The organism is Massilia consociata, from assembly GCF_042432755.1.
GTDB lineage: Bacteria > Pseudomonadota > Gammaproteobacteria > Burkholderiales > Burkholderiaceae_D > Telluria > Telluria consociata.
Window position 1 is genome coordinate 90,987 of record NZ_JBHLWP010000016.1, and the last position, 25,088, is coordinate 116,074.

Below are 25,088 nucleotides of genomic sequence, written 5' to 3' on the forward strand. Positions count from 1 at the left end.
ACATGGATATCTCGATCACCACCCTCGCCCTGCTCGTCCTTGCGCCGCTGCTCGTCTGGCGCGTCTACAACCGCATCAAGAGCCGCATGGTGCGCCAGCGCTCGATCGTCTCGCGCCACTACACCGGGGTGCTGGTGTTCGGCGGGATGATCCTGGTGCCGGCGGCGCAGCTGCTGGACACCCCCTTCAACCTGGGCGCGCTGGCTGCCGGGGCCGCACTCGGCATCGGCTGGAGCGTGTATGGCCTGAAGCGGACGCGCTTCGAGGATACGCAGCAGGGTTACTACTTCACGCCGCCGGCGCGCCTGGGCATCCTGATGGCGATGATCCTGGTGGCGCGCCTCCTGTACATCGGGGTGGAAATCTATGCGAACCAGGGCAAGGGAATCCCGGCGCCGCGACTGACGGACGAGCCGCTCACCATGCTGTGCGTGGGGCTGACGGCGGGCTACTTCGGGTGGTTCTCGGCGGGGCTGCTGCAGTGGCGCCGCAAGCTGCGCAAGGCGGTCGATGTCGATTGAGCCGGGTCGGTGACGCTCCGCGGCCATGGCGGCCCGGGGTCTCGGGTTCACTTGAAGAAAAGGGCCCACCGGCCCTTTCTTGCGTCACAGCGGCGTCACCGGCGCGTACTTGCTCTTCAGATCCACATACAAGCCCATCAGTTCTTTGAACGCCGCATTCGATCCTATGCAGGTCTGTCCCCCAGGGATGGAGAAATTGTAAGGAACGTTGTTCCTGACGATCGTGATCTCGTAGCCCAGGTGCCGGCATAGCCCATGGACGCCGGTATCGACTCCCAGCGTGCGGATCAGGTCGGCCGATTCGACCAGCGCCGCCAGGCGCTTGAAATCGGCAGCGTCGATCGCGACGTCGACCTGCTGGTGTGGCAGGCCGCCGACCTTCGAGGAATGGACGAAGCGGGTGGGCGTGATCTCCGTCACCTCGCTGCCCGGCTCCACCTGGCTGCCGAGATTGACGACCTTCACGCTTTGCAGCGTCGCCACCTACGCCGGAGGTGTTACCTGGACCGGAGGCGCATCGCTGCCGCCCCCGCCGCAGGCCGACAGCCCGGCCATCATGGAAAACATGACCGCAGCCGGCCAGCCAAAACGTTTCATTATCCTTGCCTCCCTGTTTGACTTTCACAGGATAACAGCACGGCCGTGGCGCAAGCATCACACATTGTCACCCACGCGAGGGAACGATGAACAAGGGGCCGAGCCCCTTGTTCTTACGCGGCCTTCGCCTCGTCCTTGCGCCTCTGCAGCACGAAGATCGGCTGCGCCCACTGCACATCCTTCTTCTTCTTGCTGGTGATGAGAGTCAGCTCGGACGGGTCGTACACGTCGGTGTTGTGCGTCAGCGGCGTCGTCATCAGGTACTGGGCGTCGGTGTTCTTCAGGAACTCGCCGACCAGCTGGATGTTGCGGATATCCAGGTGGGCGAACGGTTCGTCGATGAACACGAAGCCGCCCGAGCCTTCTTCCGACTTGAGCAGGCCGATCAGGAGCACCAGCGACTTCATTACCTGCTGGCCGCCCGAGGCTTCGCCGTCGTTCATGCCGATCTGGTCCTTGCCGTCGAACTTGAAGCGCACATGCAGGCCGGCCTGGGCCAGTTGCACGTCGTCGTTCTCCAGGCGCACCGGGTCGGCCTGCACGTCGATGCCGGCCAGTTCGCCCAGCTCCTTGATGTTCTTGGAGTAGGTCTTGATCGTGTAGCGCAGGCGCTCGATGTAGGCCCCGCGCGCATTGGCGGTGGCCTCGATCGCGCGGTTGTTCTGGTAACGGCGCTCTTCGGTCTCGTTCTGGCGCCCCGACAGCTGGTCGTTCAGGCGCGCGTACTGGTCGATCACGGTGCCGTCCTGTTCCCAGTCGTCGCGCGCCAGGGAGTGTTCGAGCGTCGACAGGCGCAGGTTGACCTGGTGCGCGTTCTGGTGCTTGGCCACGATGGCGCCGCGCCAGCCGGCGTTTTTCCAGTTCTTCGGCACGTTGCGCCAGCCGCGGCGCAGCCCCAGCAGCGCCTTGGCGTGCTCCGTGCGCTGCTCGATGGTGCGGCGGTTGTTCAGGCGCATGCCGGCTTCCGCTTCGGACAGCGCCATGCGCGCGTTCTGCCACACGGTGTCGGCGCGGGTACGCGCCACGGTCGCGTTCTTGGTGAGCATCGAGAGCTCGCCCAGGCGCGCGCCGACTTCCAGGCGTTCGGCCTTGAGCGGCGCCAGCGCGCGGGTCGCTTCCTCGAACTCGGCCTGGCGTGCCGACAGTTCCTTGGCGGCGTCCACGCCGGCGATGCGGCCCTTTAATGCTCCAACCTCGGCGGCGAGTTTGCTGATCGAGAGCGTCAGCGCGTCTTCCTGCGCTTCCAGGCTCGGGAGCAGCTTCTGGATCGCTTCCAGGCGCTGGGTCTTGCCGGCCGAACCGAAGCGGTAGCGCGACGGTTCGACGTACAGCGAGCGGCCGCCGCGGCGTTCGCGGTGGTAGGCGTCCGGGGTGATCCACTCGTCGCAATCCGATTTGAAACCGGCGTCGACCGAGTCCACGCGCTCGATGCGTTCCAGCTGGTCGATCAGCCAGCCCGGCGCCTTGCCGGAGAAGCGCACCACCGACAACAGGCTGTCGTCCCTCACCACCGGCGCCTCGACGCAGTCCGGCACGATGAAGTGGCGATAGCGCTCCTTCTCGGCCAGGCGGTAGGCCGCCGGCGCATCCTTGGCTTTTTCCAGCAGCACGACCGACGCGTAACCGCCGAGCACACCCTCGACCGCGCCCTGCCACTTCGGGTCCGTCACTTCGACGATGTCCGACAGCATGGCGTGGGCGATGCCCTCGTCGCGCAGCGCGCGGCGCATCTGGCGCTGGGCTTCCGGTTCCGGCATCGCGCTCTTTCCCTGCAGGGCCGAGATGGTCGCCATCTCGGCGGCAATCTTCGTGGCGACGTTGTCGCGCGCCGCCTTCTGCTTGGCCAGCTCGGCTTCTTTTTCGTTGAGCTGGTTGGCGACTTCGGCCAGGTCGGCGCCGGCATCCGCCGACAGCTTCTGCAGGCGCTCCTTCTGCTCCAGCAGGCTTTCCAGCGGCTTGAGTTTCTGGTTGACCTGGCTCAGGCGACCGGAAAGCTCGGTGGCTTCCTGCTCCAGCTGGGTCTCCAGCTTCTGCGCTTCGGTCAGCGCGCGCTGCTGGGCGGCCAACTGCTGGCGCTTCTCGGCCAGGATCGAGTCGGCGGCAAGCAGGGGCTTCCTCGCCTCTTTCAGGTTGCGGCTGATGGCGGCGGCCTTTTCGCGCGCTTCAATGTATTCGAGCGCCGGCAGCACCTCTTCCTGCAGCGCCTTCTTTTCCTTGTGCAGGTCTTCCCACTGGTGGTAGTTCGCCACGCGCAGGCGCAGGCCTTCCAGGTTGATGCGCGAGGTTTCGAGTTCGGCCTCGAAGCGCTTCAGTTCCGTCTCGGTGTCGCGCTGGTGGCGCTTGGCTTCGTCGTAGGCGTCCAGCACTTCCTTGTCGCCGAAGACCTGGAACACCAGGTCGAGCAGCTGGCGCGGCGCGTATTCGCACAACTTGTCCGTCTCGCCCTGCTCCAGTGCCAGCACCTTGGACATGGCCGGCGACAGGCCCGCCGAAGCCAGGCGCTTGCGGTAGTTTTCCACGCCGAGCCAGTCGGTCGCTTCGGTCACTTCCTCGATCTCGACGTTCCCCGGACGCATCAGGTACTGGCGCTTCCAGTCGCCGCCGTTCTTCTGCACCTGGCAAAACAGCGTCACTTCGTCGTCGGCGAAGAAGCCGGAATGGCGGAACGGACGGTTCGACAGCTGGCGACCGACCGGCTTGTTGTCGACCACGGCGCGGATCCAGGCGCTCTGCTGGCCCGAATGGCGCGCATAGTGTTTATAAGTGCGGCCCATCGAGCAGTCCAGGCCGAACAGGGTGCGCAGCGCGTCGAGCAGCGTGGTCTTGCCGGAGCCGTTCTGGCCGGCGATCGTGATGATCTTGGCGTCGAGCGGGATGTTCTTGATCCGCTGCCAGTAATCCCAGTGGACCAGTTCGAGTGATTTGATGTGGAACATGGGCTACCTCAGGTGGGGGTTTCTTCGTCGGCGGCGTCCGGGACGACTTCCGCGACCGCGTCATTGGCGGCATCGATCTTGCGCGGGGCCGCAGCCAGCGGCGCGCGCTTGAACACTTCGGCCAGCGCGCCGTTGATGATGCGTTCCTTCAGCAGGTCGGTGTCCATCATCAGGTCCAGCAGCGGGCCTTCCAGGATCACATCGCCGCGGCGCTCGATGAAGCCGAGCTTGGACAGCACGCCCAGGTTCATGTCCATGCGGGTCTTCTTGCCCAGCTTGTCGCCGAAGTCCGACAGCAGCGCGGTGTACGAGATGCCGATCGAGGTGTCTTCGGCGCGCGGGATCGGCGCGTCCTTGTCGAACATGTCGGTCTGGTCGTCGTCGACCGTGACGTGGGTTTCCTGGCGCTCGCGCTTGGGCAGGATGATCTGCGCCCACAGCACCACCAGCAGGGCCACGCCGTCGCGGGTCAGGCCGAAGTTGTTGTTCTGCCAGATGTCCTTGGCGCCGAAGATCTTCGGCTCGACGTTGCGGTGCAGGGCGATCGTCACATGGTCTGCATAGACGTTGTCGAGCAGCTTCAGGCCGGCCTCGAACAGGCGCTTGTCGACCTCCTGGCGGAACTGCTCGTCCGACAGCGCGCGCTTGACCATCTTGTCGTCGCGGCGCAGGGTCTGGTGCGTCAGCAGGCGCGCGATCAGGATTTGTGCGTCGTCATTCATCTTGAGTACCGCTTTCTGGACTGTCTAAATCGAGATTCAATGAGAGGGTGGCGATCGACATGGCCGCCACCTCGGGGTCGTCGAGCTGGATCATGGCGTCGGTCGGCTCGAACTTCACGGGCAGGCGCGCCAGGTCGGCGGTCGCGCCCTGCAGGCTGGCCTCGGCCGCGTCGCCCAGCAGCGGCAGCAGCGAAGCACGGTAGGACGCCACCGCGAAGCTGGCCGGCAGCAGCGACTCGTGCAGCGCCACCTTCTTCGGGCCGCTCTCCGAAAACTCGGGGAAGTTGCCGAGGTTGGCGAAGTCGGCCAGCTTGTTGATCCAGTCGTTCAGTTCCGCCTGCATCGCCGGGTTGTCGTTGACCGTCAGCGGCGCATCCTGGCCGGACGGCAGTCCTTTCGGGCCGGTCGACGTGACGCGCTCGAGCAGCAGCTCGGTCTCGGCCACGTCGATCATCTCGGCCGGCGTGCCGAACAGCGGCACCACCGGGCGGTCGATCGCGCCCTCGGCCAGGCTGGCCAGGTCGTCGTGGGCCAGCAGCCAGCGCTTCACGTCGGTGGTCGACAGGCCCGACTGGCCCAGGTGCACGCGCTGGCGCTCGATCTGGTTCAGGGCGCGCGAGAACATGCCCTGCATGTTCAGCAGCGCGCTCTGGGCGCGGCCGATCGCCTGCGCCGCCTTGTGGGTGGCCGAATCGGCCTGCGGGTCCTGGGTGATGGCGCGCAGGATCACGGAGCCCTTCTCGACCCAGTCGCAGGCCATGTGCCACTTCGCCTGCGAGGTGCGAAGGCGGAATTCGGAGCCGGAGGCGATGGCGTCGCGGAATTCCTCGGTCAGTTCCACCAGGCGGCCCAGCAGGTGGCGCAACTGCTCCACGGTGACGCCGCCCACGGCCTGGGCGCCGGCCACCTGCGACAGCAAAAAGCCCATCTCGGCGTCGTCTTCTTCCGGCTTGGCCAGCGCGATGAGGGTGTCGAGGGCGGACAGCACGTTGCGCGCCAGCGGCGTGATGCGGTACACGGCAGCCGGGGCGTCCCAGGCCAGCAGGCCGTGGCCGCGCAGGCGGTTCAAGACCGTCTCCAGGCTTTCCGCGGTCAGGTAGGCCAGCTTGTTGTTGATGTCCGCGCGCGAGAACGCCGAGCTGGCGGTGTCGCTGGCCAGCTCGCGCAGCACCAGCAGGCGCACCAGCACACCGTCCTGGGTGCCGTGGAACAGCGCCGTGAAGGCCGACAGCATCGGCTGGGCGCGCTTGAGGTGGTAGACCTGCTCGATCTCGTCGGGCGCGACGCCGTTCTGGAAGTGCGCCTGCAGCGGGTCGTCTTCCTGGGTCGTCGAAAAGGAGTCTGCGGCGAGCGCTGCGCCGGCGAGGTGGTCGATCATCGTAGGGGTACCGTTCTTCGTGCGCGGGCAACGCACGCCCGTCAGGCAGGCGCGGCCGGTCCGCGGGGGCGCCAGTATAACAGTTTAGGCTGGGCAATTAGCAGTCTGGCGACCCGAAGAAAGGGAGCTTATTGCAGGAAAGTCACACTATCGTCTTGCATCAAAACGAAGACAATGTGGCAAAAATGTGACATCCACTCAGCGTTTCGTGACAGTGGACAGGGTCTGCTCGACCTGCTCCTTGTCGCCGTCGACATAGCGCAGCTTGACCGGATACCACTCGTGCTGCGGCGCCAGCCACACGTCCACCGCCTGGTCTTTCTTGTCCGCCGGGGGCTGGCGCGACACCAGCACCGCCTCGACCTCGCCCAGGCCGGTCCGGACCTTTTCACGGCGCACGACCTTGAACACCCAGGTTTCCGCATCGCGCCGGCCGGCTACGAAGAAGTGCCACACGGAGCCCGGCTTGAACTTGTCGCCCGCCGCGCGCGCCACCGCCACCAGTTGCCAGGTGACCGAGGCGCGGTCCTGCTCGCCCCCCTTGAGCGGGTACGTCTGCCTGCTTTCGCTGAAGCCCAGGGTTTTCGTGTCGCGGTTGAAGGTGGTTTTGGTGGGGTCCTTGCGCAGGCGTTTCTCATGGAACTCAGCCGGCGCCAGTCCATGGGTGTCCACCGTGCCGCTGCTGCGGTCCTCGGTGAGCGTGCCCAGCAGCGGCACTTTCGACACCGCGTTCACGGCGTACTTGCCGTCGCCGGCGCGCCAGGTCACGGTCGCTTCGCCCTTCAGCCCGAAGCCACGGTGGCGCGCCTGCAGTTCGTAGCGCAGGTCGGCCGACGGCGGCAGGTCGAACGGGCGCTTGACGGTCGTACGCGCGTCCTGCGCGGCGGCCTGCCCCAGCGTCAAGGCCAGCACCAGGGCGCAAGCGGCTTGGGGAAAGGGCGATCGGAATGTGGAGCGAAGCGTAAAGCGTTGCATATCAAAATCCTGGTTGGGTCAAGGCGATATTATTCACCGTTTGGGTCGTCACGGCGCCACTGGCTTCGGTGCTGCGGATCTGCACCGGCATCCAGCCGTGGCTCGGGGACAGCCAGATGTCCAGCCGCGTCTTGTACGAGCCGGGCTTGGGCGGGCGCGCCAGGCGCACGGTCGCCAGGCGGCCGAGGGCGGTGTCGATCTCTTCCTGCCCCATCACCTTGAAGGTGTACACGCTGCCGTCGCGCTCTTCGCCGACGAAGATGTCGATGTCGCCCGCGAGCTGGGCCGGATCGCCGCGCGCAATGGCGGCCAGCTGCAGCGGCACCGTGGCCTTGTCCTGCGCCCCCGGCATCAAGCCATGCCTGGCCTGCGAACTGGAAAACGTGAGCGCGTTGGCCGGCCAGTCGAAGTGCGTGGCCGTCAGCGCCCGTCCGCGGCGCTTCTCGGTCATCCTGACCGGCATGAAGCCGGTGTTGCCGACCGTGCCCTCGCTGGTGAGCACGACCAGGTTCACACGCGCGAACACGACCCGGATGCCGGCTTCGATGCGCACGCGGTAGGCCGCCCCGTCCATCTTCCATGACAATAGCGCCTCGCCGCTCCACTGGGTGCCGTCGGCGTCCTGGCGGGCGACGTCGAGCCGGATGTCGGCCGGCGGCGGCACGTCGACCTTGTAGCGCCGGATCTCGGGCGCGGGCGCCGGCTCGTCCTCCGGCGCCGGGACAGGCAGGGGTACCGGCTCGGCCGCGGCAACCCGGGGCGCGGGTTCGGCAGCCACGCTTGGCGTGTCCGCGGGCGGGCCCGGCTGCACGGGCTCGCCCGCCACATCCTCGATCACCACCACGTTCGGGGGCAACGGTGCAAAGTCGGGCAAGGGAGGCTGCGGCAGCCGCGGCTCGGGCGGCGGTACGGGAGCCGGTGCTTCGCTGCGGGAGGCCGGCAGCAGTTCGGCCAGGCTCACCAGCGCGTCGCCGTCGCGCCCGGGCAATGCCGAATCCTGCGTGCCGGACATGCCGGACATGATCCAGCCCAGCACCAGCCAGTGCAACAGGACGACAAGCGTGCCCAGCACCAGCGGACGGCGCCATTGCCGGAAAAACGAAGCGCTACTCATGCCGCTAGTGTAGCCTGACGGCGAGGCCAGTGCTGCAGCCGGGCGCATCGGACTTTGCCGCGCTGCTTTGAAGCCTTGTTATTTATCTGCTACGCTAGGGTGTCCACCACAGGAGAAAACCATGCTCAAGCCGCCCATGCCGAACGCTGCAGGAATGACCGACACGCTGGAATTCGTCAAGAACCTTTGGGGCGGCATGGGCATCCCCGGCGTCTCGATGCCGGGCATGACCGGTTCCAGCCTCTCCATCGACGAGCTGGACAAGAAGATTGCCGACCTCAAGGCGGTAGAAGCCTGGCTGAACCTGAACATCGGCATGCTGCGCGGAACCATTCAGGCATTGGAGGTGCAGCGCGGCACGCTCGCCACGCTCAAGGCCATGGGCGACAGCATGGCGCAGGCCATGGGCCGCGCCGGCACCGACCCGTCCCTGGCGGCGCCGTTCGCGCAATTCTTCGCCCAGCCGGGCGCCGCCAGCCCGCCCCCGCCGGCGCAGCCGGCGGCCGCACCATCGGCCGCACCCTCGGCGCCGCCATCGGCCGCGCAGGCACCCGCAGGGACCGAGCAAGCTGCCGCCAATGCGATGCCCGCTGCCGTCGCTTGGTGGAATTTGCTGCAAGAACAGTTCCGCCAAGCGGTCGCGAGCGCCATCCCCCCGCAGCAGGGCGCCGACGGGGCAACCGCGAAAGCGCCCGCCGAACCGAAAGCCGCAGGCGGCTCGCCCCTGGACGTGTCCGGTGGGGCACCGGAACCGGCGCCCGCCAGCCCGCCCTCGGGCAGCCGGGTCGGGCGCAATCCGCGCACCAGGGCGGACAAGGCCTGAGCTACCGGCCCGCGGCCACGGCCGCGGGATACTGATCAATTCCCGGCAAGGGACATGCTATACTGACCGCGTCATGTCCCCCAAGATCGTATGAGACGAGTCCTCGTCATTGTCCTTATCCTGCTGTTCCCCCTGAACGTGTTCGCACTGTCGATGTCCGCATCGCTGCTGCAGGACGAGGCCGTGACGGAACAGCTGGAGCCATCGGCGTCCGCCCTTGCCGATGCCAAGCCAGGCAAGACGCTCTCATGCGCGCCTTTCTGCGATCTCGACCCCGATGAGCCGCCAGGAAGCCCGGATCTCCACGATATCGTGAACCACGAGGCTTCCCCGCGCCTGGCCGGCCTGCCCGGTGGCGGCGCCCCGCCCCGCGATGCCCGCCGGCACTGCCATTCCCCACCCCCTCCCGTCAAACCGCCACGCGCCTGACGCCGGCCAACCCGGCGCATCGCCTGGTCCGTTTCCCGTCCGCACACATTCCGTGTGACCACCGGCGGGACCGGCATTCGCGTTCGATTCCCTACCGCCACCTGGCGGGCGCATGGCGCCGCCGTGGCATGGCGCAGCGCGGGCCGAACGTTTAATTCATGTAAAAGGTGTTCAAGATGGAATGGCTATTCGACCCGACCATATGGGTCGGTCTGCTGACCTTAGTACTCCTGGAAATTGTTCTGGGAATTGACAATCTGATTTTCATCGCCATCCTGGCCGACAAGCTGCCGCCGCACCAGCGCGACAAGGCACGCCTGATCGGCCTGTCGCTGGCAATGGCAATGCGGCTCGGCCTGCTGACGATCATGTCGTGGCTGGTCACCCTCACCACGCCGCTGTTCTCGCTGGGATCGTTCAGTTTCTCCGGGCGGGACCTGATCCTGCTCGTCGGCGGCCTGTTCCTCCTGTTCAAGGCCACGGTCGAACTGCACGAGCGCCTGGAAGGCGTGGTGCACACGCAGTCCCAATCGAAGGTGTATGCCAGCTTCGCCGCCGTGGTCGCGCAGATCGTGGTGCTCGACGCCGTGTTCTCGCTCGACGCGGTCATCACGGCGGTGGGCATGGTGGACCATCTCGGCGTGATGATGGCGGCCGTGATCATCTCGATCGGCGTCATGATCGTGGCCTCCAAGCCCCTGACGCGTTTCGTGAATGCCCACCCGACCGTGGTCGTGCTGTGCCTGAGCTTCCTCCTGATGATCGGACTGAGCCTGGTCGCGGAAGGCCTGGGCTTCCATATCCCGAAGGGCTACCTGTATGCGGCGATCGGCTTCTCGATCCTGATCGAGACCCTGAACCAGTTCGCGCGCCGCAACTTCCTCAAGAACGAGGCCCGCCTGCCCTTCCGCGAGCGTACCGCCGATTCGGTGTTGCGCCTGCTGGGCAACCGCAAGCGCACCGAGCCGGCAGCCGATGCCGACAGCGAACAGGCGAAGCAGGAAGAGGTGTTCGCCGTGGAAGAACGCAACATGGTGAGCGGGGTACTGACCCTGGCCGACCGGTCGATCCGCTCGATCATGACGCCGAGGTCGGACATGTCCTGGGTGAACCTGGAGCATGCTCCCGGCGACATCCTGCAGCAGTTGCATGCCACCCCGCACAACCAGCTGCCGGTGTGCCGCGGCGAGATCGACAACGTGATCGGCATCGGCCGCACCAAGGACCTGATCGGCAGCCTGATCCTGCGCCAGGATATCGACACCTCCGATGCGGGACCGCTGAAGAAGCCGATCATCCTGCCGGAGACGGCCGGCGTGCTGCGCGCCATGGACACGCTCAAGCGTGCGCGCGGCCAGCTGGTGCTGGTGTCCGACGAGTACGGCACCGTCCAGGGCCTGCTCACGCCGGTCGACATCCTGGAAGCCATCGCCGGCGAATTCCCCGACGAGGACGAGCAGCTGGCGATCCGGCCTCAGGGGCCGGGCCTGTGGGAAGTCGACGGCGCGGCCGACCTGCACCTGCTCGAGCAGGTGCTGGAAACGGACGCGCTGGTGACCGACACCACCGACTACACCTCGCTGGCCGGCTTCCTGCTGGCGCGCTTCGAAACCCTGCCTGCGGCCGGCGAAGCGCTCGAACTGGACGGCCTGCGCTTCGAGATCCTCGCCGTCGAGGACCGCCGCATCGTGAAGGTCGCGATCCGTCGCATCGAACCCATTACCGAAGCCCCCCACCTGTAACACGCCAGGTCCACCTTGTCTGGCATTGATTTATTTGTATTGGAGAAACCATGAAACGCGTCATCCTGTTTATTGCAACCAACCTGGGCGTCATGCTGGTGCTCAGCCTGACTGCGAGCCTGCTCGGCGTAAACCGTTTCCTCACCGAAAACGGACTCAACCTCGGCATGCTGCTGGTATTCGCCGCCCTGATGGGCTTCGGCGGCTCGTTCATCTCGCTGCTCCTGTCGAAACCGATCGCGAAATGGTCGACCAGCGCCCAGGTCATCACCCAGCCGCGCAACGCGACCGAACGCTGGCTGCTCGACACGGTGGCGGCGCAGGCGCAGCGGGCCGGCATCGGCATGCCCGAAGTGGCCATCTACGAGGGCGCGCCGAACGCCTTTGCCACCGGCGCGACCAAGAACAGTTCTCTGGTGGCGGTCTCCACCGGCCTGCTGGCCTCGATGACGCAGGAAGAAGTCGAAGCGGTGCTGGCGCATGAAGTGGCCCACATCGCCAACGGCGACATGGTGACGCTGACCCTGATCCAGGGCGTGGTCAACACCTTCGTGATCTTCCTGGCCCGCATCGTCGGCTACTTCGTCGACCAGATGCTGCGCAAGAACGATTCCGAGCAGTCCGGCCCGGGCATCGGCTACATGGTGACCGTGATCGTCTGCGAAATCCTGTTCGGCATCCTGGCCAGCATCATCGTGATGTACTTCTCGCGCCAGCGCGAATTCCGCGCCGACCGCGGCGCCGCGCAAATCCTCGGCCGTCCGCAGCCGATGATCGCCGCGCTGCGCCGCCTGGGCGGCCTGGAGGAAGGCGAACTGCCGAAGAACATGGCCGCCTTCGGCATTTCCGGCAAGGGCGCGGCGGCGCTGTTCTCGAGCCATCCGGCGATCGAAGACCGCATCGCCGCCCTGCAGGCAGCGCGCTGAGCGTACTCAGGCCAGGGACCAGGCTTCCACCCGCTGCAGCGAGCCGCTGGACATGGTCCAGTCATTGATGACCAGTTCCAGGCTGTCCACCTGCATGCTGCCGAGCGGCTCGTCGCGCAAGGCCTCGAGCAGCGCGGCGAAGCGGGACGGCTCGCGCAGCGGCGCAACGAAGCGCAACAGCGTGACGTGGGCGGTCACCAGCCGGTAGCGCTGGTCGAGCGAGCCGTCCAGCCCGCGGGCGCGCAATGCGCCGCGCAGGCGCTCGCGCAGCATTTCCAGTGCCGGGCCGCGGGGAAAACCGCGCGCCAGCACCGCGCCGCGCGACAGCGTGATGCCGCAAAAGTCGATCCCGAACGTCCCGATGCCGTCCAGTGCCGAGCGCACGGCGGCACGATACTCGTCCACCCGCGCCAGTTCGGCTACCGGGTCATCGGTGACCGTGAACAGCGACAGCACGGTCACGTGCATGTCGGCTCCTGGTTGCCGGTATTGCCGTGGCTCGCAGCCGGCGAGCCGGTCGAGCAGGGCATCGAAGCGGCCTGCCAGCGCCGCGCCGGGCCGTGCAATCAGGGTCAGGCCACGGCGCGGGTCGGGCCCGGCCGCGAGGCGTGCATCGCAGTCGATGTCGCCCGTGGCAACAGCGCCGAAGGCGCGCTCCCACATCGCATCGTAATGCGCCTGTAGGTCGATCGGGGCACTGGTAGGGATGCTCATGCTTGCCATTTTCTTCCAAATTCCGCACGCGCAGGCTTGCAGCACGCCGCTTTGCCACGGACACGCAAGCGCACACGTTTGATGCAAACGGTAGCGCACGCCTGCCTGGCGTGCTGAACTGGACCAAGCAGACCGGACAGTCGTGGTCCGGTCCATTGTCCTGTCGGAGTGCGCGTGCCCTCTTTCGATCCAGCAAGCCTGTCAACGGCCCAGCTTGCCGACCTGCGCCGCAAGCTGGAAGCGGCCGGTTGCCGCCCGCCGGTGCACGCGGGCACGCTCGACGAACTGGCCGAAGCGATCGTCGAGTTCCGGCGGCGCTATGGCGTCGCCGGGCGCGGCATCATCGACGAGACGACGCTGCAGCGGCTGGACGAGGTCAGCGGCTTCACCTTCGGCGACGTCTTCCGCGACGAACTCGACCTGCTGCGCCCCGCCCCCGACGCCGAAGCCGGCGCCGACCTGCCGGCGCGCGCCCACGCGGCCGGGCTGGTCGGCCTGGCCCTGTCCGGCGGCGGCGTGCGCAGCGCGACCTTCGGGCTCGGCATCCTGCAGGCGCTGGCCGGCCACGGGCTACTGCGCCGCCTCGATTACCTGTCGACGGTGTCCGGCGGCGGCTTCATCGGCGGCTGGCTATCGAAGTGCATCCATGAACAGGGCGGCGACGTGGCCAAGGTCGAAGCCATGCTCGCGCCCGGGGATGGCGCCGCGGCCGGCCAGGGCGAGGCGCCGGCCGTACGCTTCCTGCGCCAGTACAGCAACTACCTGTCTCCGCGCGGCGGGATGTTCAGCGCCGATACCTGGACCCTGATCGGTACCTACGTGCGCAACACGGGCCTGAACCTGACGATGCTGGTCGCCTGGCTGTGCGCCCTGCTCCTCCTGCCGCGCGCCGCCGTGTGGGCGGTGCACCGACTGGTCAACCCCGGCGCGCCGTGGGAAGCCTATGCCGATATCGCGTGGATGCTCGGCATCGTGCTGTTCCTCGTCGCGGTGTTCTTCATCGCGCTGAGCATTTCCAGCAAGCCGTCCAGCTCGCGCGGCCTGCGCCGTTTCCCCTTGTCGCAGGGCGCGGTGCTCTGGTGGATCAACCTGCCGCTGCTGCTGGCCGGCTTTCTCGGCAGCGTCGGCCTGTGGCGCCACGGCGGCGAGGATTTCAGCGTCTGGCAGGCAAAGCTGCAAGGCCGCGAAGCCTGGCTGCTGGTACCGGCCTTCATCTACTTCGTGGTCTGGGCCCTCGGCTGGTACCTGGCCCACGACCGCACCAGCGCCTACCGGCGCGTCGGCTACACGATGTGCAGCGCCGCCACCGTGACCGTCATCGCGGCCTTCATCGCCACCGGGCGCGCCTTCGCGCCCGAGCTGCTGGCGCGCTTCGTGCTGCCTTCGACGGCCGACTACGTGATCGACGGCCTGTTCATTCTCGCCGCCATCCTGGTGCTGCTGGCGGTCGGCCTGGGCGCCACGCAGTGGTGGCAGCTGCGCCCGACCCGCGCCCCGGTCGACGTGACGCGCGCCGAACTGGTCGAAGGCTTGTCGCACCTGCTGTCGGCCATCGGCGCGATCACCTTCGGCACGGTGCTGCTGCTGGCCGGGCTGGCGATGCTGCCCGCCCCAGCCAGGCATCCGGTGCTGAACAACGCGATCGCCTTGAGCACCTTCGGCATGCCGCTGATGATGGCGCTGTTCGCCGGCACCATGACCCTCATGATTGGCCTGGTGGGCCGCATGTACAGCGACGCCAGCCGCGAATGGTGGAGCCGCCAGGGCGCCTGGGCCTGGATCTTCGCCATCGTCTGGATCATGATGTTCGGTGTCGCCTTCTTCCTGGCGCCCTTGCTGCACTGGGCCTGGCTCACCCTCAACCTGTGGTCGCACCTCGGCACCCTGCTCGGCTGGCTGGCGGTGACCTGGTTCGGCCTGAAGGCCGGCAGCGGCAGCAAGACCGGCGTACACGGCACCGGCATCCGCACCGGCGACTGGCGCCTGGACCTGGCGGCGCGCCTCGCCCCCTACGTGTTCACGGCCGGCGTGTTCGCCCTCCTGAGCGCGCTGGTGCAGGTGACGGTGGCGCCGCCCCGCCTTGCCTGCCCGGAACCGATCACCCTCACCTGCGTGTACGGCGCGCATGCCCGCGCCACGCTCGCGACCGACGGCGCCTGGCTCGCGAAGCTGTTCGCCGCTTTCCTGTCCTGCGCGCTGCTGCTCGGCTGGCGCGTCGACATCAACAAATTCTCGCTCTACATGCTTTACCGGAACCGGCTGGTGCGCGCCTACTTCGGCGCCAGCAGCCGCGCGCGCAATCCGCATCCGTTCACAGGCTTCGACCCCGGCGACGACCCGCTGCTCGAAAAACTGAAGCAGCAGCGCCCCTGCCACATCGTCAACACCTCGCTCAACCTGGTCGGCGGCCAGGAACTTGCGTGGCGCACCCGCAAGGCGGCTTCGTTCACGTTCACGCCCAGGTATTGCGGTTTCGAGCTGCCGGCACAGGCCGCCGCCGGTGCGCCGGGTTCCGACGCGGCGCGCGGCTGCTACCGCCCCACCGGCCTGTATGGCGCGCGCTCGACGGCCGGGGCCGACGACGACGCCGGTGTGCGCCTCGGCATGGCGGTCGCGGTATCCGGCGCAGCCGCCAGCCCGAACATGGGGGCGCACTCCTCGCCGCCGCTGAACTTCCTGATGACGATGTTCAACGTGCGCCTGGGACGCTGGTGCCCCAACCCGCGCAAGACGGCGTGGCAGCAGTCCTCGCCGCCGGTCGGCCTGTTCAGCCTGCTCGCCGAACTGTTCGGCCTGACCAATGCCGATGCCAGCTACGTCTACCTGTCGGACGGCGGCCACTTCGACAACCTCGGCATCTACGAGCTGGTGCGGCGGCGCTGCCGCCTGATCGTCGCGGTGGACGTGGCGAGCGACGGCGCGCTGTCTTTCGAGGACCTCGGCAACGCCATCCGCCGCTGCGCCACCGACCTGCACGTGCGCATCGACCTGGACGTGTCGAAGCTGGCGCAGCGCAGCCAGGATGGCCTGTGCGGCGCCAGCTGCGCGGTCGGCACCGTGCGCTACACCCAGGTGGACCGCGGCGGCGTCGACGGCACGCTGTTGTACGTGAAGCCGGCCATCGTCGGGCGCGAGAATGCCGACCTGCTCAACTACCGGAAGGTGCACCCGGCCTATCCGCACGAGAGCACGGCGGACCAGTGGTTCGACGAGGCGCAGTTCGAGAGCTACCGGGCGCTGGGCCAGTACATCGGCGACTGTGCGGTGGGCGAGGCGGCAAAGGCCGCCCGCGGGCAGGACGGCGGCATCGACGTGGGCCTGCTGTGCGCGGAGCTGGTGCGCCGGCACGGGCCGGCGGCGCAGCCGGCGCGGTGGGAGGGTGTAAGGGAGCGGTTCCGGTAAAGCGCTGGTCGTGCACTGCAAATTGGGTACCCGCCTACGCGGGAACGACGTTTTGAAGTAGCGGACCAGGAAAGCGCTTCGTGGTCAGGAGAAGTCCAGCCAGAAGTCGAGCCGTCGTGGGGGCGAATCCGATCGCGCGGCGCAGCCGGAAACTCAGGCGGCGGGCGCCGCGCCGCCAGGCACCGGATCGGGCGATTCTTCCTTCGGCACCAGCAGCTTCAACTGCTCCATCAGCTGCGCAAAGCGCTGCTGCCCCGGTTGCAATTTGTCGACATGGACCAGCACCGCATGCGCCTCGTCCGACAGTGCGATGTCGAAGCCGCGCTGCTGCATGTGCGACACCAGGATCTGGGCCGAGTTGAACAGGATGCGCACGTTGTGCGGCAGCGCCGCGCGCGCCTTGCGCATCCACTCGACGGCGTCGCGCAGCTTGCCGGTCTTCCAGAGCAGCACGCCCTGGTTCATCAGGTCGATCGCTTCCTTGCGCGCGCCGCGGATCAGGGCTTCGCCCTCCTCGCCCATGCGCGCCTTCTCGAAGATCTTCTGCACCTCGTCCTGCAGCAGCGTGTTGTCGTGGTTGTTGCGGATCACGTAGCACAGCAGCTCCACCGGCGCTTCCCTGACGCCGACAGCGAACAGCAGCGTGGCCATCTCGAGGCAGGTTGCCACGTCCGGGCGCTCGGCCGTCGATTGCAGCAGCGCCTCCAGTTCGTCGCCGGCCTTGCGCGCGCGGCGGTAGTCGCCGCTCTCGTGATACACCAGGCCTTCGGTGATCTTGGCACGCAACTCCATGTCCGGGTGCTCGGCGCCGAACTCGCGCTGGGCCGCGATCAGGAGCTGCAGCGCTTCCTTCGGGTCGTTCTTCAGGCCACACACGCGCGCCAGGCCCAGGTAGGCGTCCGGCGTCTTGCGGATCGAGTATTCGCCGACCGCCATGCACTTGCGGAAGGCCTTCTCGGCCATGCCCACGTTCCCCAGTTTCAGGCAGGCCTGGCCGAGGTTGCGCTGGCGCGGCACGGAATTCGGCGACAGCCTGGCGGCGCGTTCCAGGATACCCAGCGCCTCCTCGTGCTTGCCCATGCTCTGGTAGGCCAGCGCCAGCTGGTCGTAGGCATCGATGTAGTAGCGGTTCTCGGCGATCACGGTGGCGAACATCTGGCGCGCCTGTTCGTACTCGCCGTCGGCCATGCGGATCTTGGCCAGGCCGGCGCGCGCCCACTGGTATTCGCGCTGGGCCAGCACCCGCTCGTAGGTCTCGCGCGCCTTGCCCGGTTCGCCGCTTCGCTCCATCAGCCGCGCCTTCATGCGCAGCAGGTCGATCTCGTGCGCGCGGTTTCCTTCGATCTGCTCGTCGCACAGGCGCGCGGCGCGCAGGTAGTCCTTCTCGGCATAGGCCTGGTCGATCAGGCTGAACACCTGCTTCTTGCGCCAGACCCGGTTCAGGCGGCTCAGGAGCACGCCCTCCGTGATCGGCTTGACCAGGTAGGCGTCCGGCTGGTGCTCGGCCGCGCCCATCACCGACTCGACGCTCTTCTCGGCCGACACCATCAGGAACACGCTCGATGGCAGCAGCAGGTTGCGCATGCGCGCCTCTTCCAGCACTTGCTGCCCGTTCTTGCCTTCGCCGAGGTTGAAATCGCACAGCACCACGTCGTAGCGGGTCCGGCTCAGGAGCCCCATCGCCTCGCCGCCGCTGGAGGCCTGGTCGATGTTGCGCGCGCCCAGACTGCGCAGGCTCTCGCGCAGCAACTGGCGCACGCCGATGAAGTCGTCCACCACGAGGTAGTTCTTGAGGGCCCAGTCGACCTGCTCGGCGGTAGTGGCGGCAATGCCCAACGCGCTCATGCCCGCGCTCATGGTAGTTGCAGGATGAAGCAGCCGCCGCCCAGCATGCCGCCGTTCTCGAGCCGAACGGCGCCGCTGCGCTCGCGATGGCGATGCATCCTCGCGACTTCGCGCGAGAAGTGCAAGCCCAGGCCGGCGCTGTTGGTCAGGAAGCTCATGCTGGAAGCAAGCCCGCTCATCGCGGCGCTGCCGGCCTCCAGCAGCGCGGCCGGGTAGCCGTCGCCGTTGTCCTCGACGCGAACCTCGAGCCAGCCGTCCCGCTCGCGCGCCGACAGGCGGACGCGGTCGCGCGTGTAGTGCACCGCGTTGTTGATGGCGTGCGAGACCACGCCGACGACCAGGTCTTCGTCGAAGTGCCACACCAGTTCCGCATCGATGTCCAGCTCCAGCGCAATGCCGCGCGACTCCAGCAGCACGCGCTCCAGCGCCACCACCTGCTCGGCCAGCTGGCCGATCTCGAGCGGCTGCACGTCGAACGGGTACGCCGGGGTGCCGACGTGCTTGTACAGCGCCAGCAACTGCATCAGCTTGTCGTTCAGGCGGCGCGTCTGGTACAACATCTGCGCCATCTGCGGGTAGGCCTTTTCGGTCGCAGGCGTGGCGTCGTCGAGCAGGCGCTCGAGCGTGCCGGACAGGACGCTGATCGAATTCTTCATGTCGTGCGCGGTGGACGCCAGGAACAGGAACAGCTCGTTCGATTGTGGGGTGTCTTCCATCGGTCGGACCGCTCGGGCCGAAAAGTTACCGTAGGTCAATTATACCGCTGAGGATTTGACAATCCGCTTCTAGAATGTAACTTATTGCGGTGACACAACACTGCTCAGATGGTCTGCGACGCACGGCCGGTGCGGCGGGCACGCAGCACGAAACGGGCGGGGTCGAGCGCGTCGACCAGGCTGGTTTCCAGCGGCAACGGTTCGCCTTCGAGCCCCGCAGCCAGCAATTCGGCGCCCAGCGGCGCCCAGATCAGGCCGCGCGACGCATAGCCGAGCAGCGCATGCAGGCCGGGATGGCGCGGCACGTCGCGCAGGCGCTCGGTGGCGCCGGCGGCGGCGAAATCCGGCAGCCGGCCGACCAGGGGCAAGCGGTCGGGCGCCACGCAGCGGAAGCCCACACGCCCGGCGAGCGGTGCGGCCTCGGCCACGCCGGGATCGGACACGAGCGCACGCAGCCGTTCGATGTTCTCCTGCTGGCTGGAGGCGCGCAGCGCCGGGTCGTCGTCGAGATCGTAGGTGGCGCCGGCGCAGGCCACGCCGCCGGCGGCCGGCGTGAAATAGGCTTCCCGGCACAGCACCACCGGCAGCGCGGGCACCGTGCCGCCCGCGAGATGGGTCACCTGCCCGCGTAGCGCCGCCAGCGGCAGGTCGGCGGACTGCGCCAGGTGGCGCGCGCCGGCGCCGTTGGCCAGCACGACGGTCGGCGCCTGGGCGACCACCTTGCCGTGCGCATCGCGCGCCAGCCATTCGCCATGCTCGCCGCCTGCGCTGCCGTGGCGCTCCAGCGTGATGCTGCCCACGCCGAAGCGCCGGGTCAGGCGCTCGCCGCAGCTCGCCAGCATCGCATCGCACACGCTGCCCGGGCGCGCCCAGCCGCCCTGCGGGAACAGCCAGCCGCCATCGGGCGCGGGCAGGCCGAGCAGCAACTCGGCATCCGGCCGCTCGAGCCAGCGCGCGAACCCGGGCGGGATGTTCCCTTCGCGCGCGATCGCCCGCGACACCTCGGCATGGCTGGCATCACGCGCCAGCTGCAGCACGCCGCAGGCCTGGCCTTCGATGCTTGCGCCGATGCCGCCGAGCTGGCGCCAGGCGCGCAGCGCGTACAGGTAGGCGGCGCGCGTGAGACGGGTCGGGATGTTGTCGTCTTTTGACAGCAACGGCATGAAGATGCCGGCCAGGTTGCCCGAGGCTTCCATCGCCGTGGCCGGATGGCGCTCGACCAGCGTCACGTCCCAGCCGCGCGCGCACAGGCTGGCACAGGCGGCGGAGCCGGCCAGGCCGGCGCCAACGACGAGGGCGCGCCGCTCCGGGATCGGCGGTACCGGCAGGCGCGGCTTGCGGCCGGCGAAGACGGCATAGCCCTGGCTCTCGTCGAACACGAAGCCCTGGGCCTGCAGCGCCGCCCGTTGTGCTTCGTCGAGGTCATCGGCGAACAGGCGCGCGTCGGCGGCCACGATGCGCGAGAGCGGCCGTGCAAGCGGACCTGTGAATCCGGCGCCGGCGGCGTCCTGCAGCAGCACGGCGTCCGGCTGCGCGGCCAGCTGTGCCAGCGCGGTATCGAGCGGCACGGCGAGCAGGGTCAGGGTCAGGCGCGGATCGTCCTGCGGGATGCGGTGAAAGCCCGGCAGCAGGCCGTGGCCTGCCCCGAGTGCGACGATGTGCAGCCGCGCGGGCTTGTCGGGGTCTGCGCGCCAGGCGTCCTGCAAGGCGCGCACCCTGGCGCCGTCGCCATGATCCGTATCGAGCACCGTGTAGCGCGCGCGGCCGCGCCAGTGTGCGCCCAGCACACGCAAGTCCATGTCAGCGCCCCGCGTGGCGGAAGCACGCCCGGTCATGGTCGTCCACCATGCCGATGCCTTGCATGTAGGCATAGATGATGGTCGAGCCGACGAACTTGAAGCCGCGCTTGCCCAGGTCTTTCGAGATGCGGTCCGACAGCTCGGTCTTTGCCGGGCGCGCTCCATCCGGCCAGTCGTTCACGATCGGCTTGCCGCCGACCCAGCCCCACAGGTAGGCGTCCAGCGTGAGTCCCTGTTCGCGCATGGCCAGATAGGCTTTCGCGTTGGTGATCGCGGCCGCCACCTTCAGGCGGTTGCGCACGATGCCGGGGTTGGCCAGCAGCTCGGCCACCCTGGCGTCGTCGTAGCGGGCGATCTTTTCGGCATCCCAGCCGTCGAAGGCGGCGCGGTAGTTCTCGCGCTTGTTCAGGATGGTCTCCCACGACAGGCCGGCCTGCGCGCCTTCGAGGTTGAGCATCTCGAACAGGGTGGTTTCGTCATGGCAGGGCACGCCCCACTCGTGGTCGTGGTAGGCGAGGTAGCGCGGGTTGGCCATGTTGGCCCAGGAGCAGCGGGTGGGAGGTGTCGCGGCGGTCATCCCGCAAGTATAAATCAGCGCGTGCCGTCGACGGGAATGGGCGACGAGCCATCAGCGACAGTTGGCCACGTCGTCCACGCTTCGAATGGCGAACAGGCCGCGCGACCGGCGGGTGCCTGTGCCAGCCGGCGGCCGCTGGCGGCGCCGCCAGCGCTTGCCTTATTTCTTCATCGGGATGGGCTCCTTGCCCGTGATGGTCGTGGTGTCGTTGCCCGGCGTGCCCGACGTACTGGTGGCGCTGCGCGCCGTCTTGGCGATCAGTTCATCGGCCTGGAGCAGGTGCTGCTCGACGATCGGGCGCATCTTCATGGCGAGGGCCTTGATGTCCGGGTCCTTCAGTTTCTCCATGTTGTCCTTCAGCTTCTCGTGCGTGATACGGTGGTCATAGCGACCCGAATGCCTCAGGTAACTGCGGTCGAAGACATCGCCATTCAGGGCTTCGAGCATCTTGCTCTTCGCCTTGTGGGTGGCGCTGAGCTCCGTGGGAAGCTCGACACCCTTGGCTTGCGCCAGCGCCTGCACTTCGGCCAGTACCGGCGTGTGCTCATCGACCATGCGCTGGGCAAAGGCCCTGATCCCCGCATGCTGGCTCTTGCTGAGCGCCAGCTTGGCGGTCGCGATCTCGGCCATGTTGGACATGGCCATGTCGGTCAGCGCGTTGCGGTCCGCACGATCCAGTTTGGCCGCCGGTTTCGCTGCGGGGGTGGCCGTGGCGGCGCCCTGGGCTGCCGGCTGGGCGGCGCCCTGCCCGCTCTGCCCGCCGGTCTGGGCATGGACGGCACTCGCGGCGAACATCAGGCCGGCGAGCGACAGCGCAAGCGCGCGCTGGATGCGCTGTGGTTTTTGCATTGCTTTCTCCTTGACGCACATGCGTGCGAGCCGGCAGCCCGGGGTGCCGCGCCGCCGGCCGACTACTTATTGGTGACCAGGCCGGCAGCGCCGGCCTGTGCTGCTTATCTTACTGATGATTACTTGCCCGAAGCCGTGCCCGACGTCTTGCCGGTGTTGCCCGACATCTGCTGGGCTGCCTTCAGGTGCTGTTCGACGGTCGGCGTCATCTTGGTAGCCAGTGCCTTGACGTCGGGATCCTTGGCTTTCTTGCTGCCGGCGACCAGCTTGCTGTGGGTGGCCTTGTGGTCGGCCACGCCGGCCTGCTTCATGTAGGCCTTGTCGAAAGCGTCACCGCTCAGCTTTTCCAGCTTGGCCGACATGGCCTTGTGCTTGGCGTCGAGCTCGGTCGGCAGGGTCACGCCCTTGGACTGGGCCAGTGCCTGGACCTCGGCCTGGGCCTTGCTGTGATCGTCGATCATCTGCTGGGCGTAGGTCTTCACGTCCGGGTTCTGGCTCTTGCTCAGGGCCAGTTTGCTGATTTCGATTTCAGCCATGTTGGACATGGCCATGTCGTTGATCACCTTCTTGTCGGCTGCGCTGAGCTGGGCCGCGCCGCCGGCCGCGGTTGCCCCGGCTGCACCCGAGGCGCCGGATGCCTGCGCGCCGTCGCTACCGGTATGCGACTTGGCACCCTCGCTGTGGGTCGTGCCGGCCGTGCCGGACGCGCCCGATGTGCCCGACGAGCCTGAAGCGCCGGTCTGGCCGCTGCGGTCTTCCATGCCCTGGCTGCTGGTATTGTTGACGGTCCCGTCGGCGGCGGTCTTGCCGGTGAGGTTGGGGTTGCCGGTGGCGCTCTGGTTGGTCATCGACTGGGCGCTCTGGCCGGAGGTGGTTTGCGCCTGCACGCCGAATGCGCTGAACATGGCGGCCACTGCGGTAACTGCGAGCAATTTCTTGACGACCTGATTCTTCTGCATGATCTTCTCCTGTTGGAATGGTTGGGCTGCCGTTGCGGGCATGCCGCATGGCGTCTCCTGTCATGGTGACATCGCGTCATGTCGAGCAATTCCGAGTGTAGCGCCGGGTTTTACGGAACAGCGCGCGGTAGCCTTACCGCAATTTCCGGTTACTCCATGAGCGCGCCAGGAGGGGGCGCGAGGTCGTCCCGTGCGCTACGTACGGCCGGGCGGCGTATAGTGAAGACACGGGCCAGGGTGGCCGCGCGAGGTCATCATGAAATCCGAAACATCTCCCCACAGCACATGGCATGGATTGCCGCTCAGCCCGGCGCAAAACCGGGAAGTGCTCAACTACATCGGGCGTTGCGAGCGTGCCGGGGCCGACTGGGATACGCCGGAACTGCACGCCATGCTGGACGACATGCTGCATCCTCCCGAACTGGAGCCGGAGGGCGACGACGATATCGCCGGCTGCACCGAGAGCGCACGCTTCACCGCAAGCCACGAGGAGCCGGGCGACACGCTGCCCGAGGATGGGCGGCGGTAAGGCCACCGGCCGCGCACATCGTGACGCGTCGCGTCACTGCGCCGTCACATTCGGCAGGCAGAATGCAGGTGCTCCTTGGGAAGGGACGCTGGCGGCGCGAGCCGCCCTACCGGCGCCGGCGGTCGGGAAATATACCGGCACCAATTCATAGCAGTTGATTGCTACAGCAGCGGGATCAGGATGTCGTAGGCGTTGTCAGGACGGTTGCCGTCGTGCAGCGTCGGCGTGTAGCGGCGATCATAGCGCTCGATGCGCCAGCCCTCCTCGTCCTGCACCATGCCCAGCTGCTCGATGGCGGCAAAACCGGTCAGGTAAGTCGCCTGCACGCGCGTCATCGGCCCGCGGTGCGTCAGCATCGCGTAGCGGCGTTCCGGGATGCGGATACCGATCATGCCCGGCGGCAGGTTGTTCAGGTCGGCGACCTCGGCGGCGACGCACTCGATGTGCACCCCCTCCTTTTCTTGCAGGCGCACGCCGTAGCGCAGCCCGTTGGTCTCGCCCAGTTCGTGCTCGCGTTCGAGGAAAGCGCTCCAGATGTCCGGCATGTCCGCTTCCAGAACCGAAAACGGACCTGCGAGCGGCAGTCCGGCGAGCTTCATTTCAGGCAGGGTAACGGTAGAGATGTGCATGGTATAGGTATGCAAAGGGACGAGGAATTATAGCCTTAACTCTTAGACAATATTGGCATGCACGCAATCGTGCGCGATCATTTGTCGCGATATGTGATCAATTTGATTGCAATACCGTCGAAAGTCGTATTGACGCAGATCAGCGTAAAGACAGGGCCTGCCGTCCTGGCCTTGGCTCGCAACAGCCTGCCCCCCGTTTTTTGCAGTTCGTCGCAAACGGCCCCTGCGGCACAACCTGGCTCCCTACAATGGATTCATACCACTTACCGGAGACCACCATGCAACGCCTGATCCTTGCCGCCGTCCTGTCCGTCGTTTCCTTGTCTGCCCATGCCGATGAGCAGGTGCGCAGTGTTACGCCGTTCAAGGGCATTGCCGTCCACGGTCCGGTCAGCCTCACGGTGGAAGTGGGCAAGTCGTACTCGCTGAAAGTCTACGGCGACCCGCGCTTCATCGACCGCGTCACCAGCGAAGTCGTGAACGGCGAACTGCGCCTGGGCATGAAGGAGGGCAAGCGCAATATCATCGACAACGACGACCACGTAGTCGTCACCCTGCCGGAGCTGCAGACCTTCACTGGCGAGGGTGCCGGCCTGATGCGGCTGAACAAGGTGCGCGGCGAGCGCCTCGACGTCAACTACCGCGGCGCCGGCCGCCTGGTCATCGACGGCCAGGTGCGCGAACTGCGCCTGCGCGCCCAGGGCGTCGGTGAAATCGACACCAGGGCTCTGGTCGCCCAGGAAGCCGACGTCAGCTTCGAAGGCATCGGTTCGGTCAACATCCATGCCAAGGACAAGCTCAACGCCAACGTGAAGGGCATGGGCAATCTGACCTACCATGGCAACCCGCGCGTGGTAAACAAATCGGTGTCGGGCATCGGCAGCGTGGTCGCCGCCAAATAAGCGT

At 67.2% G+C, this 25,088-nt stretch carries 22 protein-coding genes; 8 read left to right on the forward strand and 14 right to left on the reverse strand.

Annotated elements, in window-relative coordinates; genetic code table 11:
• Nucleotides 1-2: 2 nt before the first annotated feature.
• On the forward strand, nt 3-521 hold the full coding sequence (locus tag ACFFJK_RS17590; RefSeq protein WP_379680848.1) for a CcdC protein domain-containing protein: 519 nt from the start codon (nt 3-5) through the stop codon (nt 519-521).
• Between the two features lie 84 nt (nt 522-605).
• Here the strand turns inward: ACFFJK_RS17590 and ACFFJK_RS17595 are convergent, their stop codons facing one another.
• The 6 genes from ACFFJK_RS17595 to ACFFJK_RS17620 form a co-directional block, all read right to left on the reverse strand.
• Nucleotides 606-1,004, reverse strand: a complete 399-nt coding sequence (locus ACFFJK_RS17595) for a hypothetical protein (protein ID WP_379680850.1) — start codon at nt 1,002-1,004, stop codon at nt 606-608.
• 227 nt (nt 1,005-1,231) lie between these two features.
• Nucleotides 1,232-4,054, reverse strand: coding sequence for an ATP-binding protein (locus tag ACFFJK_RS17600; RefSeq protein ID WP_379680851.1), 2,823 nt, complete (start codon nt 4,052-4,054; stop codon nt 1,232-1,234).
• Nucleotides 4,055-4,062: 8 nt separating this feature from the next.
• Nucleotides 4,063-4,776, reverse strand: coding sequence for a hypothetical protein (locus ACFFJK_RS17605; protein ID WP_379680852.1), 714 nt, complete (start codon nt 4,774-4,776; stop codon nt 4,063-4,065).
• On the reverse strand, nt 4,769-6,154 hold the full coding sequence (locus tag ACFFJK_RS17610) for a hypothetical protein (protein ID WP_379680854.1): 1,386 nt from the start codon (nt 6,152-6,154) through the stop codon (nt 4,769-4,771). Before ACFFJK_RS17610 ends, ACFFJK_RS17605 begins: the two co-directional genes overlap by 8 nt.
• 198 nt (nt 6,155-6,352) lie before the next feature.
• Nucleotides 6,353-7,066, reverse strand: a complete 714-nt coding sequence (locus ACFFJK_RS17615) for a DUF3108 domain-containing protein (RefSeq protein ID WP_379680855.1) — start codon at nt 7,064-7,066, stop codon at nt 6,353-6,355.
• Nucleotides 7,067-7,130: 64 nt separating this feature from the next.
• Nucleotides 7,131-8,243 (reverse strand): DUF3108 domain-containing protein, encoded by a 1,113-nt coding sequence (locus ACFFJK_RS17620; RefSeq protein ID WP_379680856.1) that lies wholly within the window; start codon nt 8,241-8,243, stop codon nt 7,131-7,133.
• 121 nt (nt 8,244-8,364) lie between these two features.
• Between ACFFJK_RS17620 and ACFFJK_RS17625 the strand changes: the two genes are divergently transcribed.
• The 4 genes from ACFFJK_RS17625 to htpX all read left to right on the forward strand — a co-directional run bounded on the left by ACFFJK_RS17625 (nt 8,365) and on the right by htpX (nt 12,163).
• The gene (locus ACFFJK_RS17625) at nt 8,365-9,066 is read left to right on the forward strand and encodes a PhaM family polyhydroxyalkanoate granule multifunctional regulatory protein (protein WP_379680857.1); all 702 of its coding nucleotides are present in this window, start codon (nt 8,365-8,367) and stop codon (nt 9,064-9,066) included.
• A 90-nt stretch (nt 9,067-9,156) separates the two neighbouring features.
• Nucleotides 9,157-9,495: a hypothetical protein gene (locus ACFFJK_RS17630; protein WP_379680858.1), complete on the forward strand. Its 339-nt coding sequence runs from the start codon at nt 9,157-9,159 to the stop codon at nt 9,493-9,495.
• Between the two features lie 176 nt (nt 9,496-9,671).
• On the forward strand, nt 9,672-11,237 hold the full coding sequence (locus ACFFJK_RS17635) for a TerC family protein (RefSeq protein WP_379680859.1): 1,566 nt from the start codon (nt 9,672-9,674) through the stop codon (nt 11,235-11,237).
• Between the two features lie 50 nt (nt 11,238-11,287).
• On the forward strand, nt 11,288-12,163 hold the full coding sequence (gene htpX / locus ACFFJK_RS17640) for a protease HtpX (protein ID WP_379680861.1): 876 nt from the start codon (nt 11,288-11,290) through the stop codon (nt 12,161-12,163).
• Nucleotides 12,164-12,169: 6 nt separating this feature from the next.
• Here htpX and ACFFJK_RS17645 read toward each other — a convergent pair whose 3' ends face one another.
• Nucleotides 12,170-12,877 carry a 2'-5' RNA ligase family protein gene (locus tag ACFFJK_RS17645; protein WP_379680863.1) on the reverse strand — a complete coding sequence of 236 codons (708 nt, stop codon included), beginning with the start codon at nt 12,875-12,877 and terminating at the stop codon, nt 12,170-12,172.
• Between the two features lie 174 nt (nt 12,878-13,051).
• On the opposite strand from ACFFJK_RS17645, the gene ACFFJK_RS17650 reads away from it, so the two are divergent.
• On the forward strand, nt 13,052-16,279 hold the full coding sequence (locus ACFFJK_RS17650; protein ID WP_379680865.1) for a hypothetical protein: 3,228 nt from the start codon (nt 13,052-13,054) through the stop codon (nt 16,277-16,279).
• A gap of 153 nt (nt 16,280-16,432) precedes the next feature.
• Here the strand turns inward: ACFFJK_RS17650 and ACFFJK_RS17655 are convergent, their stop codons facing one another.
• The 6 genes from ACFFJK_RS17655 to ACFFJK_RS17680 all read right to left on the reverse strand — a co-directional run bounded on the left by ACFFJK_RS17655 (nt 16,433) and on the right by ACFFJK_RS17680 (nt 23,024).
• Nucleotides 16,433-18,136: a tetratricopeptide repeat protein gene (locus tag ACFFJK_RS17655; RefSeq protein ID WP_379680866.1), complete on the reverse strand. Its 1,704-nt coding sequence runs from the start codon at nt 18,134-18,136 to the stop codon at nt 16,433-16,435.
• Nucleotides 18,133-18,840, reverse strand: coding sequence for a sensor histidine kinase (locus ACFFJK_RS17660; protein WP_379680867.1), 708 nt, complete (start codon nt 18,838-18,840; stop codon nt 18,133-18,135). Before ACFFJK_RS17660 ends, ACFFJK_RS17655 begins: the two co-directional genes overlap by 4 nt.
• Before the next feature lie 104 nt (nt 18,841-18,944).
• Nucleotides 18,945-20,639: an FAD-dependent 5-carboxymethylaminomethyl-2-thiouridine(34) oxidoreductase MnmC1 gene (gene mnmC1 / locus ACFFJK_RS17665; RefSeq protein ID WP_379680868.1), complete on the reverse strand. Its 1,695-nt coding sequence runs from the start codon at nt 20,637-20,639 to the stop codon at nt 18,945-18,947.
• A 1-nt stretch (nt 20,640) separates the two neighbouring features.
• The gene (locus tag ACFFJK_RS17670) at nt 20,641-21,216 is read right to left on the reverse strand and encodes a DNA-3-methyladenine glycosylase I (protein WP_379680869.1); all 576 of its coding nucleotides are present in this window, start codon (nt 21,214-21,216) and stop codon (nt 20,641-20,643) included.
• Between the two features lie 159 nt (nt 21,217-21,375).
• The gene (locus ACFFJK_RS17675; RefSeq protein ID WP_379680870.1) at nt 21,376-22,065 is read right to left on the reverse strand and encodes a DUF4142 domain-containing protein; all 690 of its coding nucleotides are present in this window, start codon (nt 22,063-22,065) and stop codon (nt 21,376-21,378) included.
• 119 nt (nt 22,066-22,184) lie between these two features.
• Nucleotides 22,185-23,024, reverse strand: coding sequence for a DUF4142 domain-containing protein (locus ACFFJK_RS17680; protein ID WP_379680871.1), 840 nt, complete (start codon nt 23,022-23,024; stop codon nt 22,185-22,187).
• Nucleotides 23,025-23,280: 256 nt separating this feature from the next.
• Between ACFFJK_RS17680 and ACFFJK_RS17685 the strand changes: the two genes are divergently transcribed.
• Complete coding sequence (locus ACFFJK_RS17685; protein ID WP_379680872.1) at nt 23,281-23,553, forward strand: hypothetical protein; 273 nt, start codon at nt 23,281-23,283, stop codon at nt 23,551-23,553.
• 161 nt (nt 23,554-23,714) lie between these two features.
• Here ACFFJK_RS17685 and ACFFJK_RS17690 read toward each other — a convergent pair whose 3' ends face one another.
• The gene (locus tag ACFFJK_RS17690; protein ID WP_379680874.1) at nt 23,715-24,182 is read right to left on the reverse strand and encodes a GyrI-like domain-containing protein; all 468 of its coding nucleotides are present in this window, start codon (nt 24,180-24,182) and stop codon (nt 23,715-23,717) included.
• A gap of 278 nt (nt 24,183-24,460) precedes the next feature.
• On the opposite strand from ACFFJK_RS17690, the gene ACFFJK_RS17695 reads away from it, so the two are divergent.
• Complete coding sequence (locus tag ACFFJK_RS17695; protein ID WP_379680876.1) at nt 24,461-25,084, forward strand: GIN domain-containing protein; 624 nt, start codon at nt 24,461-24,463, stop codon at nt 25,082-25,084.
• Nucleotides 25,085-25,088 lie beyond the last annotated feature (4 nt).

Coding starts and splice junctions, on each gene's coding strand:
- ACFFJK_RS17600 (WP_379680851.1), bottom strand. CDS start 4,054: ATGTTCCACATCAAATCACTCGAACTGGTCCACTGGGATTACTGGCAG.
- ACFFJK_RS17685 (WP_379680872.1), top strand. CDS start 23,281: ATGAAATCCGAAACATCTCCCCACAGCACATGGCATGGATTGCCGCTC.
- ACFFJK_RS17680 (WP_379680871.1), bottom strand. CDS start 23,024: ATGCAGAAGAATCAGGTCGTCAAGAAATTGCTCGCAGTTACCGCAGTG.
- ACFFJK_RS17660 (WP_379680867.1), bottom strand. CDS start 18,840: ATGGAAGACACCCCACAATCGAACGAGCTGTTCCTGTTCCTGGCGTCC.
- ACFFJK_RS17590 (WP_379680848.1), top strand. CDS start 3: ATGGATATCTCGATCACCACCCTCGCCCTGCTCGTCCTTGCGCCGCTG.
- ACFFJK_RS17655 (WP_379680866.1), bottom strand. CDS start 18,136: ATGAGCGCGGGCATGAGCGCGTTGGGCATTGCCGCCACTACCGCCGAG.
- ACFFJK_RS17645 (WP_379680863.1), bottom strand. CDS start 12,877: ATGAGCATCCCTACCAGTGCCCCGATCGACCTACAGGCGCATTACGAT.
- ACFFJK_RS17695 (WP_379680876.1), top strand. CDS start 24,461: ATGCAACGCCTGATCCTTGCCGCCGTCCTGTCCGTCGTTTCCTTGTCT.
- ACFFJK_RS17625 (WP_379680857.1), top strand. CDS start 8,365: ATGCTCAAGCCGCCCATGCCGAACGCTGCAGGAATGACCGACACGCTG.
- ACFFJK_RS17630 (WP_379680858.1), top strand. CDS start 9,157: ATGAGACGAGTCCTCGTCATTGTCCTTATCCTGCTGTTCCCCCTGAAC.
- ACFFJK_RS17620 (WP_379680856.1), bottom strand. CDS start 8,243: ATGAGTAGCGCTTCGTTTTTCCGGCAATGGCGCCGTCCGCTGGTGCTG.
- ACFFJK_RS17675 (WP_379680870.1), bottom strand. CDS start 22,065: ATGCAAAAACCACAGCGCATCCAGCGCGCGCTTGCGCTGTCGCTCGCC.
- ACFFJK_RS17670 (WP_379680869.1), bottom strand. CDS start 21,216: ATGACCGCCGCGACACCTCCCACCCGCTGCTCCTGGGCCAACATGGCC.
- htpX (WP_379680861.1), top strand. CDS start 11,288: ATGAAACGCGTCATCCTGTTTATTGCAACCAACCTGGGCGTCATGCTG.
- ACFFJK_RS17635 (WP_379680859.1), top strand. CDS start 9,672: ATGGAATGGCTATTCGACCCGACCATATGGGTCGGTCTGCTGACCTTA.
- mnmC1 (WP_379680868.1), bottom strand. CDS start 20,639: ATGGACTTGCGTGTGCTGGGCGCACACTGGCGCGGCCGCGCGCGCTAC.
- ACFFJK_RS17610 (WP_379680854.1), bottom strand. CDS start 6,154: ATGATCGACCACCTCGCCGGCGCAGCGCTCGCCGCAGACTCCTTTTCG.
- ACFFJK_RS17690 (WP_379680874.1), bottom strand. CDS start 24,182: ATGCACATCTCTACCGTTACCCTGCCTGAAATGAAGCTCGCCGGACTG.
- ACFFJK_RS17605 (WP_379680852.1), bottom strand. CDS start 4,776: ATGAATGACGACGCACAAATCCTGATCGCGCGCCTGCTGACGCACCAG.